Origin of the sequence: Streptomyces sp. NPDC051776, assembly GCF_040681345.1 — a bacterium.
GTDB lineage: Bacteria > Actinomycetota > Actinomycetes > Streptomycetales > Streptomycetaceae > Streptomyces.
Genome location: NZ_JBFAYQ010000023.1, coordinates 45672 through 61450 on the forward strand (window position 1 = coordinate 45672; position 15779 = coordinate 61450).

Annotated in this window: 12 protein-coding genes and 1 pseudogene; 2 read left to right on the forward strand and 11 right to left on the reverse strand. The window is 70.0% G+C overall.

Annotated elements, in window-relative coordinates; all coding sequences use genetic code 11:
* A pseudogene (locus AB0M26_RS18930) lies at positions 1-287 on the forward strand (hypothetical protein); the annotation flags it as partial.
* An 87-nt stretch (positions 288-374) separates the two neighbouring features.
* A complete protein-coding gene (fahA, locus tag AB0M26_RS18935; RefSeq protein ID WP_365262233.1) occupies positions 375-1616 on the forward strand; it encodes a fumarylacetoacetase in 1242 nt (413 codons plus the stop codon).
* Positions 1617-1729: 113 nt separating this feature from the next.
* Here fahA and AB0M26_RS18940 read toward each other — a convergent pair whose 3' ends face one another.
* From AB0M26_RS18940 to nuoE, 11 genes are all read right to left on the reverse strand, one after another.
* Complete coding sequence (locus AB0M26_RS18940; RefSeq protein ID WP_365262236.1) at positions 1730-2545, reverse strand: glycerophosphodiester phosphodiesterase; 816 nt, start codon at positions 2543-2545, stop codon at positions 1730-1732.
* Between the two features lie 221 nt (positions 2546-2766).
* Complete coding sequence (gene nuoN / locus AB0M26_RS18945) at positions 2767-4443, reverse strand: NADH-quinone oxidoreductase subunit NuoN (RefSeq protein WP_365262239.1); 1677 nt, start codon at positions 4441-4443, stop codon at positions 2767-2769.
* A gap of 5 nt (positions 4444-4448) precedes the next feature.
* Positions 4449-6059, reverse strand: a complete 1611-nt coding sequence (locus AB0M26_RS18950) for an NADH-quinone oxidoreductase subunit M (protein WP_365262242.1) — start codon at positions 6057-6059, stop codon at positions 4449-4451.
* 3 nt (positions 6060-6062) lie between these two features.
* Complete coding sequence (gene nuoL / locus AB0M26_RS18955; RefSeq protein ID WP_365262246.1) at positions 6063-7958, reverse strand: NADH-quinone oxidoreductase subunit L; 1896 nt, start codon at positions 7956-7958, stop codon at positions 6063-6065.
* Positions 7959-7970: 12 nt separating this feature from the next.
* Positions 7971-8270 (reverse strand): NADH-quinone oxidoreductase subunit NuoK, encoded by a 300-nt coding sequence (gene nuoK, locus AB0M26_RS18960; protein WP_365262249.1) that lies wholly within the window; start codon positions 8268-8270, stop codon positions 7971-7973.
* Positions 8267-9085 (reverse strand): NADH-quinone oxidoreductase subunit J, encoded by an 819-nt coding sequence (locus AB0M26_RS18965; RefSeq protein ID WP_365262252.1) that lies wholly within the window; start codon positions 9083-9085, stop codon positions 8267-8269. Before AB0M26_RS18965 ends, nuoK begins: the two co-directional genes overlap by 4 nt.
* On the reverse strand, positions 9082-9714 hold the full coding sequence (nuoI, locus tag AB0M26_RS18970) for an NADH-quinone oxidoreductase subunit NuoI (RefSeq protein ID WP_365262255.1): 633 nt from the start codon (positions 9712-9714) through the stop codon (positions 9082-9084). Before nuoI ends, AB0M26_RS18965 begins: the two co-directional genes overlap by 4 nt.
* Complete coding sequence (gene nuoH / locus AB0M26_RS18975) at positions 9707-11062, reverse strand: NADH-quinone oxidoreductase subunit NuoH (protein WP_365262258.1); 1356 nt, start codon at positions 11060-11062, stop codon at positions 9707-9709. Before nuoH ends, nuoI begins: the two co-directional genes overlap by 8 nt.
* Complete coding sequence (locus AB0M26_RS18980) at positions 11059-13572, reverse strand: NADH-quinone oxidoreductase subunit G (protein WP_365262261.1); 2514 nt, start codon at positions 13570-13572, stop codon at positions 11059-11061. Before AB0M26_RS18980 ends, nuoH begins: the two co-directional genes overlap by 4 nt.
* Positions 13573-14964, reverse strand: coding sequence for an NADH-quinone oxidoreductase subunit NuoF (nuoF, locus tag AB0M26_RS18985; protein ID WP_365262264.1), 1392 nt, complete (start codon positions 14962-14964; stop codon positions 13573-13575).
* Entirely contained in the window at positions 14964-15776 is an 813-nt protein-coding gene (gene nuoE / locus AB0M26_RS18990) for an NADH-quinone oxidoreductase subunit NuoE (RefSeq protein WP_365262418.1), read from the reverse strand. The genes nuoF and nuoE overlap by 1 nt, the downstream gene beginning before the upstream one ends.
* Positions 15777-15779 lie beyond the last annotated feature (3 nt).

Consider the following 15779-nt stretch of genomic DNA (forward strand, 5'->3'; position numbering starts at 1 on the left):
TCGAGCCGGACCCCGAGCCCGAGCCGGACCCCGAGCCCGAGCCGGACCCCGAGCCCGAGCCGGACCCCGAGCCCGAGCCGGACCCCGAGCCCGAGCCGGACCCCGAGCCCGAGCGGGAGCGGGAGCCGGAGCCGGAGCCACGTCGGAGTGTCGGTGCCGAGTCGGCACGGACCCGGCACCGGCCCGGCGCGTGCGGACCCCCGCGGGCGCGTGCCGTACCCGCCGGGCCTGTGCGGAACTTCCCGCGCCAGCACTGCTTTTTCCCAGCATGTGATGTGCATTGGTGATTCACTGCCTATCGGCCCATGGCCCGCCGCCAGGCCGTAACCTGTGGGCCCGGCCACCCGGCGGACAGGAAGGCGAGGCACCGATCCATGCCCGAGCAGCACGAGCAGCCCGAGCGGAGCCCGCTCAATCCTCCCGAAGGTGACCTCTTCGGTCTGGGCAACCTCCCGTACGGCGTCTTCAGCACGGCGGACGAGCCCGGCAGGCGCCGCATCGGAGTGCGCTACGGCGACCACGTCCTGGACGTCCACACGGCGGCCACGGCGCTGGGCTCCCCGCACTCGGACCTGCTCGCCCACCCCACCCTGGGCGCCCTCATGGCCGCGGGCCGACCCGTCTGGCGGGCCGTGCGCGCCGACATCCGCACCTGGCTCGGCTACCCGGCGATCGAGCCGTTCCTGCACCCCCTGACCGACGTCACCCTGCACCTCCCCTTCGAGGTCGCCGACTACGTCGACTTCTACGCCAGCGAGCACCACGCCACCAACGTCGGCCGCATCTTCCGGCCCGACGGCGAGCCGCTCACCCCGAACTGGAAGCACCTGCCCATCGGCTACCACGGCCGGGCCGGCACCGTCGTGGTCTCGGGCACCCCCGTCGTACGGCCCTGCGGCCAGCGCAAGGCGCCCTCCGACCCGGCGCCCTCCTTCGGGCCCTCGCTGCGCCTGGACATCGAGGCGGAGGTCGGCTTCGTCGTCGGCACGCCGTCGCCGCTCGGCGAGCCGGTCCCGCAGACCGCCTACCGCGACCACGTCTTCGGCGTCTGCCTGCTCAACGACTGGTCGGCGCGCGACATCCAGGCATGGGAGTACGTGCCGTTGGGGCCCTTCCTCGGGAAGTCCTTCGCCACGTCCGTCTCCGCGTGGGTCACCCCGCTGGAGGCCCTGGACGCGGCCCGTACGGCGCCTCCGGCCCGCGATCACGCGCTGTTGCCCTACCTGGACGACGCGGATCTGGAACCGGGCGGGCTGGACATCCGGATCACGGTCTCGATCAATGGGCATCCGGTCTCGGAACCGCCCTTCTCGACCATGTACTGGACGGCTGCCCAGCAGCTCGCCCATATGACGGTCAACGGTGCCTCGCTGCGCACGGGTGACCTTTTCGCCTCCGGGACGGTCTCCGGCCCCGAGGCTGAGCAGCGCGGGTGCCTGCTGGAGCTGACGTGGTCCGGTCGCGACCCGGTGGAGCTGCCGGACGGCAAGCGGACGTTCCTGGAGGACGGGGACGAGGTGACGCTGACGGCATGGGCCCCGGGCGCGGACGGCAGCCGCATCGGCCTCGGCGAGGTGTCCGGCCGCGTGCTGCCCGCGGCGGCCCGAGCGGTCTGACAGTTCCCTCGCTCCGGTCTCCGGGCTCCGCCCACCTGCGCAGAGAGGGCGGCAGGTGGGCGCCTGCGGGCGCGCGGCACGGCCGGGACGCCAACGGCGGCGAGGGAGCCGGTTCAGCGATTGCCGATCTGCTCCAGGACCTGGCGCGGGCGGTTGGTGATCAGCGTCTCCACGCCGAGCTCCAGACACAGCTCCACGTCCTCCGGTTCGTCCACCGTCCACACGTGCACCCCGTGACCCGCCTCCCGCAGGCGCCGTACGAGATCGGGCCTGGCCCGTACGAGCTCAATGCCGGGGCCGGCGATCCGGACGCCGGGCGGCAGGGCCGCTGCCCGGCCCGGCAGCGGCCGCCGCTCGGTGAGCAGGACCCGCGGCAGCTCGGGCACCAGGGCCGCCAACCGTCGCAGGGCGGTCCGCGAGAAGCTCATCAGCCGTACCCTCGGAGGCTCGCCGGGCCGGGCCCGGTGCAGCCCGAACAGCCGCAACTGCCGTACGAGTTCGTGCTCGACGTGCCCGGCCCAGCGGGTGGGGTGCTTGGTCTCGACGGCGACCCCCACGGGGCGGGACGCGGACGTCGCCAGTGCCAGCAGTTCGTCGAAGGCGAGGATCCGCGAGGACTCGGCGCCGCCGCCCTTCCAGGAGCCGAAGTCGAAGCGGTCCAGCTCGTCCAGGGTCAGGGCGGACACGGCGCCGCGGCCGTCGGACGTGCGGTTCACCCGCCGGTCGTGGACGCACACCAGCCGCGCGTCGCGCGTCAGCCGCACATCGCACTCCAGCGCGTCGGCGCCGTCCTCGATGGCCTGCTCGTAGGCGGCGAGGGTGTGTTCGGGGTGATCGTGGGAGGCCCCGCGATGTGCGACGACCTGGGTGACGCGGCCGGTGGGGACAACCGGGAGGCCGTAACTGGGCTGTGACGGTGGGAGGTTCACGGACGCAACCCTGGCATCCGACAGTGAACGAACAGCCAGCGACCCGCGATGCGGAGAAATGTCCTCCACGGCGCGTCACTCGGTCGCCCCGCCCGGAGAGGACTTTGATTCATCGGATGGACGACGGCCCCGCCCGGTGGAGTACCGGACGGGCGGTGCCCCGGAGCCGGTTCGGCTCCGGGGCACCGCAGACGTACGGGCGAGGCGCGCGCGGTGAGTTGCTACCTCACGAACACACCGGCCTGACCCGCCAGATCCAGGAAGTACTGCGGCGCGACCCCAAGCACGACCGTCACTGCCACGCCGATTCCGATCGCCGCCATCGTGAGCGGGCTGGGCACGGCGACCGTGGGGCCTTCCGGCTTCGGCTCACTGAAGAACATCAGCACGATGACCCGGATGTAGAAGAATGCCGCGATCGCCGACGAAATGACACCGACGACGACCAACGCCCCGGCGCCGCCCTCGGCCGCCGCCTTGAAGACGGCGAACTTGCCGGAGAAGCCAGAGGTCAGCGGGATACCGGCGAAGGCCAGCAGGAAGATCGCGAAGACCGCCGCCACCAGGGGCGAACGGCGCCCGAGCCCGGCCCACTTGGACAGGTGTGTGGCCTCGCCGCCCGCGTCGCGCACCAGCGTGACCACGGCGAAGGCGCCGAGCGTCACGAAGGAGTACGCAGCCAGGTAGAACAGCACCGACGAGACACCGTCAGGGGTGGCCGCGATGACACCGGCCAGGATGAAGCCCGCGTGGGCGATCGAGGAGTAGGCGAGGAGGCGCTTCACATCGGTCTGGGTGACCGCCACGATCGCGCCGACCAGCATGGTGATGATGGCGATGCCCCACATCACCGGCCGCCAGTCCCAGCGCATGCCGGGCAGTACGACGTACAGCAGGCGGAGCAGCGCGCCGAACGCGGCGACCTTCGTCGCTGCCGCCATGAAGCCGGTGACCGGCGTCGGGGCGCCCTGGTAGACGTCCGGCGTCCACATGTGGAACGGCACGGCGCCGACCTTGAAGAGCAGACCCATCAGCACCATGGCACCGCCGATGAGCAGCAGCACGTCATTGCCCATGGTCCCGGCGAGGGCCGGGGTGATGTCCCGCACGGTGCCGTCCACGACGTCGGCGATTCCGGCGTACGTGACGGTGCCCGCGTAGCCGTAGAGCAGCGCGATACCGAAGAGCAGGAACGCCGACGAGAAGGCGCCTAGCAGGAAGTACTTCATTGCCGACTCCTGCGACAGCAGCCGTTGGCGGCGGGCCAGCGCGCACAGGACGTACAGCGGGAGCGAGAAGACCTCGAGGGCGACGAAGAGGGTCAGCAGATCGTTCGCGGCGGGGAAGACCAGCATGCCGCCGACCGCGAAGAGCAGCATCGGGAACACCTCGGTGGTGGTGAACCCGGCCTTCACCGCGGCCTGTTCGGCCGGTCCGCCCGGTGTGGCGGCGGCCGACGCGGCGAAGGAGTCGGCCTTCCTCCTGGCTTCGCCGGAAGCACCCCCACCGTGCGCCGAGGATTCCAGCCGCCGTTCGCCAAAGGTGAAGACCGCGACCAGGGACACCAGCAGGATCGTGCCCTGCAGGAAGAGGGCGGGGCCGTCCACCGCGACCGCGCCCATGGCGGAGATCCGCGACTTGGTGCCGGCGAAGCCGCCGGCTGCCAGGCCGACGACCGCCGCGAAGGCGGCGGCGAGACCGACCAGCGACACCATGAGCTGCGTGTAGTAGCGGCTGCGGCGCGGCAGGAAGGCCTCGACGAGCACGCCGACGATCGCGGCACCGAGCACGATGAGGGTCGGGGCGAGCTGCCCGTACTCGATCTTGGGGCCCGGGATCTTCTGGGGGGCCTCTGCCGCCGTTGTCCACAGGCTGTGGACAACGCTTGCGTCTGCCACGGCGATCACTTCGCGGCCTCCACGTCTCGTACCGGAACATCAGGCTTGGGGTCGTGCTCGTCCACCACGGAGAGCGTGTGGTCGACCGCCGGGTTGACGATGTCCGTGACCGGCTTCGGGTAGACGCCCAGGAAGATCAGCAGTGCGATCAACGGGGCGACGACCGCCAGTTCACGGACCTTGAGGTCGGGCATGCTCCGGACGTCCTCCTTGACCGGCCCTGTCATGGTGCGCTGGTAGAGCACCAGGACGTAGAGCGCGGCCAGCACGATGCCGAAGGTCGCGATGATGCCCGCCGCCGGATAGCGGCTGAACGTGCCGACCAGAACCAGGAATTCACTGACGAACGGCGCGAGCCCCGGCAGCGACAGGGTGGCCAGACCGCCGATCAGGAAGGTGCCCGCGAGGACCGGAGCCACTTTCTGCACCCCGCCGTAGTCGGCGATCAGGCGCGAGCCACGGCGGGAGATCAGGAAGCCCGCGACCAGCATCAGCGCCGCGGTCGAGATCCCGTGGTTGACCATGTAGAGCGTCGCCCCGCCCTGGCCCTGGCTGGTCATGGCGAAGATGCCCAGGATGATGAAGCCGAAGTGGGAGATCGACGCATAGGCGACCAGGCGCTTGATGTCCCGCTGGCCGACCGCGAGCAGCGCACCGTAGACGATGCTGACCAGCGCGAGGGCGATGATCGCCGGCGTGGCCCACTTCGACGCCTCCGGGAAGAGCTGGAGGCAGAAGCGGAGCATCGCGAAGGTGCCGACTTTGTCGACGACTGCCGTGATGAGGACGGCGACGGGCGCGGTGGACTCCCCCATCGCGTTCGGCAGCCAGGTGTGGAGCGGCCAGAGCGGCGCCTTCACCGCGAACGCGAAGAAGAAGCCCAGGAACAGCCACCGCTCGGTGGACGTCGCCATGGTGAGGTCGCCGTTCGCCCGCGCCTGGACGATCTCCTGGAGGGAGAAGGTGCCCTGGCCGAGGTCGTCGGCGGTGATGGCGAAGAGCCCGATGACGGCGGCCAGCATGATCAGTCCGCCGGCGAGGTTGTAGAGGAGGAACTTCACCGCGGCGTAACTGCGCTGCTTGCTCGCCTCGTCCTCGCCGTGGGCGCCCGCCCGGTCCCCGAAGCCGCCGATGAGGAAGTACATCGGGATGAGCATGGCTTCGAAGAAGATGTAGAAGAGGAAGACATCGGTGGCCTCGAAGGAGAGGATCACCATCGCCTCGACCATCAGGATCAGCGCGAAGAAGCCCTGGGTCGGCCGCCACCTGCGGTTGGGCGCCTTCTCCTCCAGGGGGTCGGCGTCATGCCAGCCCGCCAGGATGATGAAGGGGATGAGCAGGGCCGTCAGGGCGACGAGGGACACCCCGATGCCGTCCACACCCAGCTCGTACCTGACCCCGAAGTCCGCGATCCAGGCGTGGGATTCGGTCAACTGGTAGCGGGCGTCGCCCGGTTCGAACCGTACGAGGACGACTGCCGCCAGCACGAGCGTGGCGAGCGAGAAGGCCAGCGCGAGCCACTTCGCGGCGGTGCGCTTCGCGGCGGGCGCGGCCGCCGTGGCGACGGCGCCGATGGCGGGCACCGCGGCCGTGAGCGTCAGCAGGGGAAATGACATCGATCAGACCGCCCTCATCAGCAGGGTGGCGGCGACGAGCACCGCCGCACCGCCGAACATCGAGACCGCATACGTGCGGGCGAAGCCGTTCTGCACCTTGCGCATCCGGCCCGACAGGCCGCCGACCGAGGCCGCCGTGCCGTTCACCACCCCGTCGACGACGCTGTGGTCGAGATAGACCAGGCCGCGCGTCAGATACTCGCCGGGTTTGACCAGGACGACGTGGTTGAAGTCGTCCTGCAGCAGATCGCGGCGGGCGGCCCGGGTCAGCAGCGAACCGCGGGGCGCCGTGACCGGCACGGGCCGGCGACCGTACTGCGCCCAGCCGAGGCCGACGCCGAGCAGCATCACGACGACCGTCGCCGTGGTGACGGTGGCCGCGCTCAGCGGCGAGTGTCCGTGCTCGAACTGGGTGACGGGTTCGAGCCACTTCACAAACGCTTCGTTGATGCTGAACAGACCGCCCGCGAAGACCGATCCGAAGGCGAGGATGATCATGGGGATGGTCATCGACTTCGGCGACTCGTGCGGGTGCGGCTCATTGCCCTGGGCGTCCGGCTGCCACCGCTTCTCGCCGAAGAACGTCATCACCATCACGCGCGTCATGTAGTACGCGGTGATGGCCGCGCCCAGCAGGGCCGCTCCCCCGAGGATCCAGCCTTCCGTACCGCCCTTGGCGAACGCCGCCTCGATGATCTTGTCCTTGGAGAAGAAGCCGGACAGACCCGGGAAGCCGATGATCGCCAGATAGCCGAGCCCGAAGGTGACGAAAGTGATCGGCATGTACTTCCTCAGGGCCCCGTACTTCCGCATGTCCACCTCGTCGTTCATGCCGTGCATGACCGAACCGGCGCCGAGGAAGAGCCCGGCCTTGAAGAAGCCGTGGGTGACCAGGTGCATGATCGCGAAGACATAGCCGATGGGTCCGAGGCCGGCGGCGAGGATCATGTAGCCGATCTGGGACATCGTCGAACCCGCCAGGGCCTTCTTGATGTCGTCCTTGGCGCAACCGACGATCGCACCGAAGAGCAGCGTGACCGCGCCGACCGTGACCACCGCGATCTGCGCGTCCGGTGCCGCGTTGAAGATCGCCCCGGACCGGGTGATGAGGTACACGCCCGCGGTCACCATGGTGGCGGCGTGGATGAGGGCCGAGACCGGGGTCGGGCCCTCCATCGCGTCACCGAGCCAGGACTGGAGCGGCACCTGGGCGGACTTGCCGCAGGCTCCGAGGAGCAGCAGGAGCCCGATCGCGGTGAGCGTTCCCTCGCCCGTCTCGCCGACCGAGTCCAGCACGGGCCGGAAGGCAAAGGTCCCGAAGGTCACGAACATGATCATGATCGCGATCGACAGGCCCATGTCGCCTACGCGGTTGACGATGAAGGCCTTCTTGGCCGCCGTCGCCGCGCTGGGCTTGTGCTGCCAGAAGCCGATGAGCAGGTACGAGGCGAGGCCCACGCCCTCCCATCCGACGTACAGCAGCAGGTAGTTGTCGGCGAGCACCAGCAGGAGCATCGCCGCGAGGAAGAGGTTGAGGTAGCCGAAGAAGCGGCGGCGGCGCTCGTCGTGCTCCATGTAGCCGACGGAGTAGAAGTGGATGAGCGAGCCCACTCCGCTGATCAGCAGGACGAAGGTCATGGAGAGCTGGTCGAGCTGGAAAGCCACGTCGGCCTGGAAGCCGCCTACCGGGATCCAGCTGAACAGGTGCTCCCGGATGGTCCGTTCCTCACCTCCCAGCCCCAGCATGTGGAAGAAGAGCACCGCGGCCATCACGAAGGACGCCGAGGCGAGTACGCAGCCGATCCAGTGGCCGATACGGTCGAGTCGCCGCCCGCCGCACAGCAGTACGGCCGCGCCGAGCAGCGGGGCCGCGATGAGCAGTCCGATGAGGTTGTCCACTGTTGCGACCCCTTACAGCTTCATCAGGCTGGCGTCGTCGACCGAGGCCGAATGGCGGGAGCGGAAGATCATCACGATGATCGCCAGGCCGACCACGACCTCGGCCGCGGCGACGACCATCGTGAAGAACGCGATGATCTGGCCGTCGAGGTTGCCGTGCATCCGCGAGAAGGTGACGAACGCCAGGTTGCAGGCGTTCAGCATCAGCTCGACGCACATGAAGACCACGATCGCGTTCCGCCTGAGCAGCACGCCGGCCGCGCCGATGCTGAACAGCAGAGCTGCCAGGTAGAGGTAGTTGACCGGGTTCACTTGCCTGCCTCCTCGGCTCGCTCGAGCCGGCCCAGCCGCGCCTCGGCGCGCTGCTCCAGCGCCGCGAGGTCGGCCAGTGCCTGGCCCGACACATCGCGGATCTGGCCCCGGGCCCGCAGCGTGTCGCTGACGGTGAGGTCGGAGACCGTGCCGTCGGGCAGCAGTCCGGGGATGTCGACGGCGTTGTGCCGGGCGTAGACACCCGGCGCGGGCAGCGGCGGCACCTGCTTGCCGGCGCGGACGCGGGCCTCGGCCTGCTCGCGCTGGGTCGCGGCGCGCTCGGTGCGCTCGCGGTGGGTGAGCACCATCGCTCCGACGGCCGCCGTGATCAGCAGGGCGCCGGTGATCTCGAAGGCGAAGACGTACTTGGTGAAGACGAGCGCCGCCAACCCCTCCACATTTCCACCGGAGTTGGCCTCGCCCAGACCGCTGAAGTCGCCAAGCGAGGCGTTGGCGATACCGGCGACCAGCAGGATTCCGAAGCCCAGGCCGCAGAGCGCCGCCAGCCAGCGCTGCCCCTTCAGCGTCTCCTTGAGCGAGTCGGACGCGGTGACGCCGACCAGCATGACGACGAAGAGGAACAGCATCATGACCGCGCCGGTGTAGACAACGATCTGCACGACGCCGAGGAAGTACGCGCCGTTCGCGAGGTAGAACACCGCCAGGACGATCATGGTGCCGGCCAGGCACAGTGCGCTGTGCACGGCCTTCTTCATCAGGATCGTGCACAGCGCGCCGATGACGGCCACCGTGCTCAGCACCCAGAACTGGACGGCCTCGCCGGTGGAAGTGGAGTAGGCGGCCAGCGCGTTCATGCGTCCGCCCCCTTCTGCACCGCCGGATTCGGGGCGGCAGGCTCGTTCTCCCCGGTGGTGGAGGCGGCCTCCTGGGGCTTCTCGCCCTTGGACACCGCGACCTGGCGCTCCGTACCGGGCGCGGCCTCGGTGACCAGACCGCGGTAGTAGTCCTTCTCGGTCATGCCGGGGAAGATCGCGTGCGGCGAGTCGACCATGCCCTCCTCCAGCCCCGCGAGCAGCTCCTCCTTGGTGTAGATGAGCGATTCGCGGGTCCGGTCGGCGAGTTCGTATTCATTGGTCATGGTCAGCGCGCGGGTGGGGCACGCCTCGACGCAGAGGCCGCACAGGATGCAGCGCAGATAGTTGATCTGGTAGACGCGGCCGTAGCGCTCGCCCGGGGAGTAGCGCTCCTCCTCGGTGTTGTCCGCGCCCTCCACGTAGATCGCGTCGGCCGGGCAGGCCCAGGCGCAGAGCTCGCAGCCGATGCACTTCTCGAGCCCGTCCGGATGGCGGTTGAGCTGGTGCCGGCCGTGGAAGCGTGGCGCGGTCGGCTTCTTCTCCTCCGGGTACTGCTCGGTCAGCCGCTTCGTGAACATGGCCTTGAAGGTCACGCCGAAGCCGGCCACCGGGTTCTGGAAGTCAGGCACCGTCGGCCTCCTTTCCGTCACGGTCAGTATCGACTCCGCCACTGACAATCAACTCACGCGTCTCACGCGGCCGTCGGCGCGGAACGGGTGGGAGGGTCTGTCCGGGCAGCGGGGGAACCGGGAAGCCTCCGGCCATCGGATCGAACGCCGGCTCAGGACCGGCCCCGGTCTCGGCCGCCTTCGCACCGCGCTCGCGGAAGACGTCCACGACGAACGACAGCAGGAGCAGCGCGAGGACGCCTCCGCCGACGTACAGCACGATCTCCTGGTAGTCCACGTTCTCGTTGCGCAGTGCGCGCACGGTGGCCACGAGCATGACCCAGACCATCGAGACCGGGATGAGGACCTTCCACCCCAGCTTCATCAACTGGTCGTAGCGCACACGCGGGAGCGAGCCGCGGATCCAGATGAAGAAGAACAGCAGCAACTGGACCTTGACGGTGAACCAGAGCATCGGCCACCAGCCGTGGTTCGCGCCCTCCCAGAACGCGCTGATCGGGTACGGGGCCATCCAGCCGCCGAGGAACAGCGTGGTCGCGACCGCCGAGACGGTGACCATGTTGACGTACTCGGCGAGCATGAACATCGCGAACTTGATCGAGGAGTACTCGGTGTTGAAGCCGCCGACGAGGTCGCCCTCGGACTCCGGCATGTCGAAGGGCAGGCGGTTCGTCTCACCCACCATCGACACGATGTAGACCAGGAACGAGACCGGGAGCAGGACCGCGAACCAGCGGTCGTGCTGCTCCGCAACGATCGTCGAGGTGGACATCGACCCGGAGTAGAGGAAGACCGCCGCGAACGACAGGCCCATCGCGATCTCGTACGAGATGAGCTGGGCCGCCGACCGCAGACCTCCGAGCAGCGGGTACGTCGAGCCCGAGGACCAGCCGGCGAGCACGATGCCGTAGAAGCCGACGGACGCGACCGCGAGGATGTAGAGGATCGCGATCGGCAGGTCGGTGAGCTGCATCGCGGTGCGCTGGCCGAAGATCGAGATCTCGTTCCCGGCGGGGCCGAAGGGGATCACCGCGATCGCCATGAAGGCGGGGATCGCCGCGACGACCGGCGCCAGGACGTAGACGACCTTGTCGGCGCGCTTGACGACCAGGTCCTCCTTGAGCATCAGCTTGATGCCGTCCGCCAGGGACTGGAGCATGCCCCAGGGGCCGTGGCGGTTGGGGCCGATGCGGCGCTGCATCCAGGCGACGACCTTGCGCTCCCAGACGATGGAGATGAGCACCGTCACCATGAGGAAGGCGAAGCAGAAGACCGCCTTGATGACGACCAGCCACCACGGGTCGTGGCCGAACATCGACAGGTCTTCGGCTGCCAGCGTCTGGATCATGCGTCCACCTCCGTCGGAGCCGCGGCGATCTTCACCAGCCGGCCGGGCACGGCCCCGAGGTCCCGGTACGCGCCGCCGCCCGTCGAGTTGAGCGGCAACCAGACCACCCGGTCGGGCATCGGCGTCACCTGGAGCGGGAGTTCCACGGACCCCGCCGGCCCGGAGACCCGCAGCATCGCTCCGTCGGCCACTCCGGCCTCCTCGGCCGTGGCGGCCGAGAGGCGGGCCACGGCGGCGTGCCGGGTGGCTGCCAGTGCCTCGTCGCCGGTCTGCAGGCGGCCTTGGTCGAGCAGGAGCCGGTGACCGGCGAGGACGGCCTCGCCCTCCGCGGGACGGGGCAGCATCTCCGGCTGCTGCGCGGGACCGGCGGCGTGCGGTCCGGTCCAGGTGCCGAGCCGCTCCATCTCGCGGCGTACGGTGAGTACGTCCGGCAGGCCGAGGTGCTCGTCCATGGCGTCGGCGAGCATGGTGAGCACGGCGGCGTCGGTCATCCGGTGGCGCTGGACCATCAGGTCCGGCTTGAGCGCGGCCTCGAACAGCCGTGCACGGCCCTCCCAGTTGAGGAAGGTGCCGTCCTTCTCGGCGACGGCGGCGACCGGCAGTACCACGTCCGCCCTCTCCGTGACCTCGCTCGGCCGCTGTTCGAGGCTGACCACGAACCTGGCCTCGTCCAGCGCCTTGACCGCGCGGTCCGGGTCGGGCAGGTCGGCGACCTCGACACCCGCGACGAGCAGCGCGGCCAGTTCGCCGCCGATGGCGGCCTCGATGATCTGGGAGGTATCGCGGCCGTGGCGGTGCGGCAGGCCGCCGACGCCCCAGGCGGCCGCGGTCTCCTCGCGGGCCCGCGGGTCGGTCGCCGGGCGACCGCCGGGCAGCAGCCCGGGCAGTGCCCCGGCCTCGATCGCCCCGCGCTCGCCTGCGCGGCGCGGAATCCACACCAGCTTCGCGCCGGTCGCGGAGGCCGCGCCGACGGCCGAGGTGAGCCCGCCCGGGATGCCCGCCAGCCGCTCGCCGACGATGATCATCGCACCCTCGGTGCGCAGCGCCTCGGCTGCCTGCTCGCCTTCCCCGTCCAGTCCCGAGGCGCCCGCGATGGCGTCCAGCCACGCGGTCTCGGTACCAGGAGCGGCCGGGAGCAGCGCGCCGCCCGCCTTGGTCAGCCCGCGGGTTGCGTACGGGGCGATGGCGAAGGTGCGCTGGCCGTGCTTGCGGTTGGCCTTGCGCAGCCGCAGGAAGACGCCCGGCGCCTCCTCCTCGGACTCGAACCCGACGAGCAGCACGGCCGGGGCCTTCTCCAGCGCGCTGTACGTTGCACCCGCTCCGTCGAGATCACGTCCGCGCCCGGCCACGTACGCGGCGAGGAAGTCGGCCTCCTCCGCGCTGTGCACGCGGGCGCGGAAGTCGATGTCGTTGGTGTCGAGGGCGACGCGGGCGAACTTGGCGTACGCGTAGGCGTCCTCGACGGTGAGCCGGCCGCCGGTCAGCACGCCGGTACGGCCCTTGGCCTCGCCCAGCCCCCGGGCCGCGACCTCCAGGGCGTCGGGCCAGCTCGCCGGCTCCAGTTCACCGTCGGCGTTGCGGACGAGCGGTGTGGTCAGCCGGTCGGTGCCCTGCGCGTAGCGGAAGCCGAAGCGTCCCTTGTCGCAGATCCACTCCTCGTTGACCTCGGGGTCGTCGGCGGCGAGGCGCCGCATGACCTTGCCGCGCCGGTGGTCGGTGCGCGTCGCGCAGCCGCCCGCGCAGTGCTCGCACATGCTCGGCGAGGAGACGAGGTCGAAGGGGCGGGAGCGGAACCGGTATGCCTTGGAGGTGAGCGCACCCACCGGGCAGATCTGGATGGTGTTGCCGGAGAAGTACGACTCGAAGGGGTCGCCCTCGCCGGTGCCGACCTGCTGGAGCGCGCCGCGTTCGAGCAGCTCGATCATCGGGTCGCCGGCGATCTGGTTGGAGAAGCGGGTGCAGCGCGCGCACAGCACGCACCGCTCGCGGTCCAGCAGCACCTGCGCCGAGATCGGCACAGGCTTCTCGAACGTCCGCTTCTTGCCCTCGAAGCGGGTGTCGGCCTGCCCGGCGCTCATCGCCTGGTTCTGCAGGGGGCACTCGCCGCCCTTGTCGCAGACGGGGCAGTCGAGCGGGTGGTTGATGAGCAGCAGCTCCATCACGCCGCGCTGGGCCTTGTCGGCCACGGGCGAGGTGAGTTGGGTCTTCACCACCATCCCGTCCGTACACGTGATCGTGCAGGACGCCATGGGCTTGCGCTGGCCCTCGACCTCGACGATGCACTGGCGGCAGGCACCGACGGGGTCGAGAAGCGGGTGGTCGCAGAAGCGCGGGATCTCGATGCCGAGCAGCTCTGCCGCCCGGATCACGAGGGTCCCCTTCGGGACGGAGAGCTCGATGCCGTCGATGGTGAGGGACACCAGGTCCTCCGGCGGCACCGCCGCCTCCCCGCCTCCGGAGGGGGCGTTGGCCACGCCGGCGGAGCCGCTCGATGAACGCAGCACGGTCATTTACCCGTGCACCCCCTTGGTGGTGGCGGTCTTGTGGTCGTCGGCCCACAGCGTCGACCTGGCGGGGTCGAAGGGGCAGCCGCGGCCGGTGATGTGCTGCTCGTACTCCTCGCGGAAGTACTTCAGGGAGGAGAAGATCGGGCTGGCGGCACCGTCACCGAGGGCGCAGAAGGACTTGCCGTTGATGTTGTCGGCGATGTCGTTCAGCTTGTCGAGGTCCTCCATGCGGCCCTTGCCGGCCTCGATGTCGCGGAGCAACTGCACCAGCCAGTACGTGCCTTCGCGGCACGGTGTGCACTTGCCGCAGGACTCGTGGGCGTAGAACTCCGTCCAGCGGGTCACGGCCCGCACCACACAGGTGGTCTCGTCGAAGCACTGCAACGCCTTGGTTCCGAGCATCGAACCGGCCGCGCCCACGGCCTCATAGTCCAGCGGTACGTCGAGGTGCTCGTCGGTGAGCAGCGGGGTCGAGGAGCCGCCGGGCGTCCAGAACTTCAGCCGGTGGCCGGGCCTCATGCCTCCGCTCATGTCGAGGAGCTGGCGCAGCGTGATGCCGAGCGGTGCCTCGTACTGGCCGGGTCCCGCGACGTGTCCCGAGAGGGAGTAGAGCGTGAAGCCCGGGGACTTCTCGCTGCCCATGGAGCGGAACCAGTCCTTGCCCTTGTGCAGGATCGCGGGAACCGACGCGATGGACTCGACGTTGTTCACCACGGTGGGGCAGGCGTAGAGACCGGCGACCGCGGGGAAGGGGGGCCGCAGCCGGGGCTGGCCGCGGCGGCCCTCGAGCGAGTCGAGCAGCGCCGTCTCCTCGCCGCAGATGTACGCGCCCGCGCCCGCGTGGACGGTGATGTCCAGGTCGAAGCCGCTGCCCATGATGTCCTTGCCGAGGTATCCGGCCTCGTACGCCTCGGAGACCGCGTGGTGCAGCCGGCGGAGCACGGGCACCGTCTCGCCGCGCAGGTAGATGAAGGCGTGGCTGGAGCGAATGGCATGGCAGGCGATCACCATGCCCTCGATGAGCGAGTGCGGATTGGCGAAGAGGAGGGGGATGTCCTTGCAGGTGCCGGGCTCGGACTCGTCGGCGTTGACGACGAGGTAGTGCGGCTTGTCGTCGCCCTGCGGGATGAACTGCCACTTCATGCCGGTGGGGAAGCCCGCGCCCCCGCGGCCTCGCAGGCCGGAGTCCTTGACCAGGGCGATGACGTCGTCCGGGGCCATCTCCAGGGCCTTGCGCAGTCCCTGGTAGCCGTCGTAGCGCCGGTAGGTGTCCAGAGTCCAGGAGTCCGGCTGGTCCCAGAACGCCGACAGCACGGGCACGAGCAGCTTCTCGGGGCTGGTCTCCCCTCCGGCCTCGGGCCGGGAGGTGCCGCCTTGTTCGGTTGACACGGTCATCACTCCTCACCTTCCTCGGTCACCGGGCCTGAGGGGTGCTTCGGATCCGAGGCGGAGGTCTTGTGGGGTGCGTCGTGCGAGCTCGGGTGGGTCGCGGGCGGCTCGTCCGCGGGGTATCCGGCCGAGCGCGGGGAGACGACCCGGCCGGGACCGGTCTCGCCCTTGGCGAGCCGCAGCCCGGCGAGCGAGGCGTGGCCCGCGCCGCCGGTCGCCTCGACCGCTCCCGCCCGCTCGTCCGGGAAGCCGGCGAGGATCCGGGCCGTCTGCTGGTACGTGCACAGGGGCGCGCCGCGGGTGGGCTCGACCTCGCGGCCGGCCCGCAGGTCGTCCACCAACTGCCGTGCGGAGTCGGGCGTCTGGTTGTCGAAGAACTCCCAGTTGACCATCACCACGGGCGCGAAGTCGCAGGCCGCGTTGCACTCGATGTGCTCCAGCGTGACCTTGCCGTCCTCGGTGGTCTCGCCGTTGCCGACGCCCAGGTGCTGCTTCAACTCGTCGAAGATGGCGTCGCCGCCCATCACCGCGCAGAGGGTGTTGGTGCAGACGCCGACCTGGTAGTCGCCCGACGGCTTGCGCCGGTACATCGTGTAGAAGGTGGAGACCGCGGTGACCTCGGCGGTGGTGAGGTCCAGCATCTCGGCGCAGAACCGGATACCGGTGCGGGAGACGTACCCCTCCTCCGACTGCACCAGGTGCAGCAGCGGCAGCAGCGCGGACCGGCTGTCGGGGTAGCGGGCGATCACCTCGCGCGCGTCGGCCTCCAGCCGCGCCCGGACGTCGGCCGGGTAGTCGGGGGCCGGGAGCTGCGGCATCCC

Bases quoted from the DNA above. Each gene is read 5' to 3' on its own strand.
- nuoH (WP_365262258.1), bottom strand. From the start codon at position 11,062: ATGATCCAGACGCTGGCAGCCGAAGACCTGTCGATGTTCGGCCACGAC.
- nuoF (WP_365262264.1), bottom strand. From the start codon at position 14,964: ATGACCGTGTCAACCGAACAAGGCGGCACCTCCCGGCCCGAGGCCGGA.
- fahA (WP_365262233.1), top strand. From the start codon at position 375: ATGCCCGAGCAGCACGAGCAGCCCGAGCGGAGCCCGCTCAATCCTCCC.
- AB0M26_RS18950 (WP_365262242.1), bottom strand. From the start codon at position 6,059: ATGTCATTTCCCCTGCTGACGCTCACGGCCGCGGTGCCCGCCATCGGC.
- AB0M26_RS18980 (WP_365262261.1), bottom strand. From the start codon at position 13,572: ATGACCGTGCTGCGTTCATCGAGCGGCTCCGCCGGCGTGGCCAACGCC.
- nuoE (WP_365262418.1), bottom strand. From the start codon at position 15,776: ATGCCGCAGCTCCCGGCCCCCGACTACCCGGCCGACGTCCGGGCGCGG.
- AB0M26_RS18965 (WP_365262252.1), bottom strand. From the start codon at position 9,085: ATGAACGCGCTGGCCGCCTACTCCACTTCCACCGGCGAGGCCGTCCAG.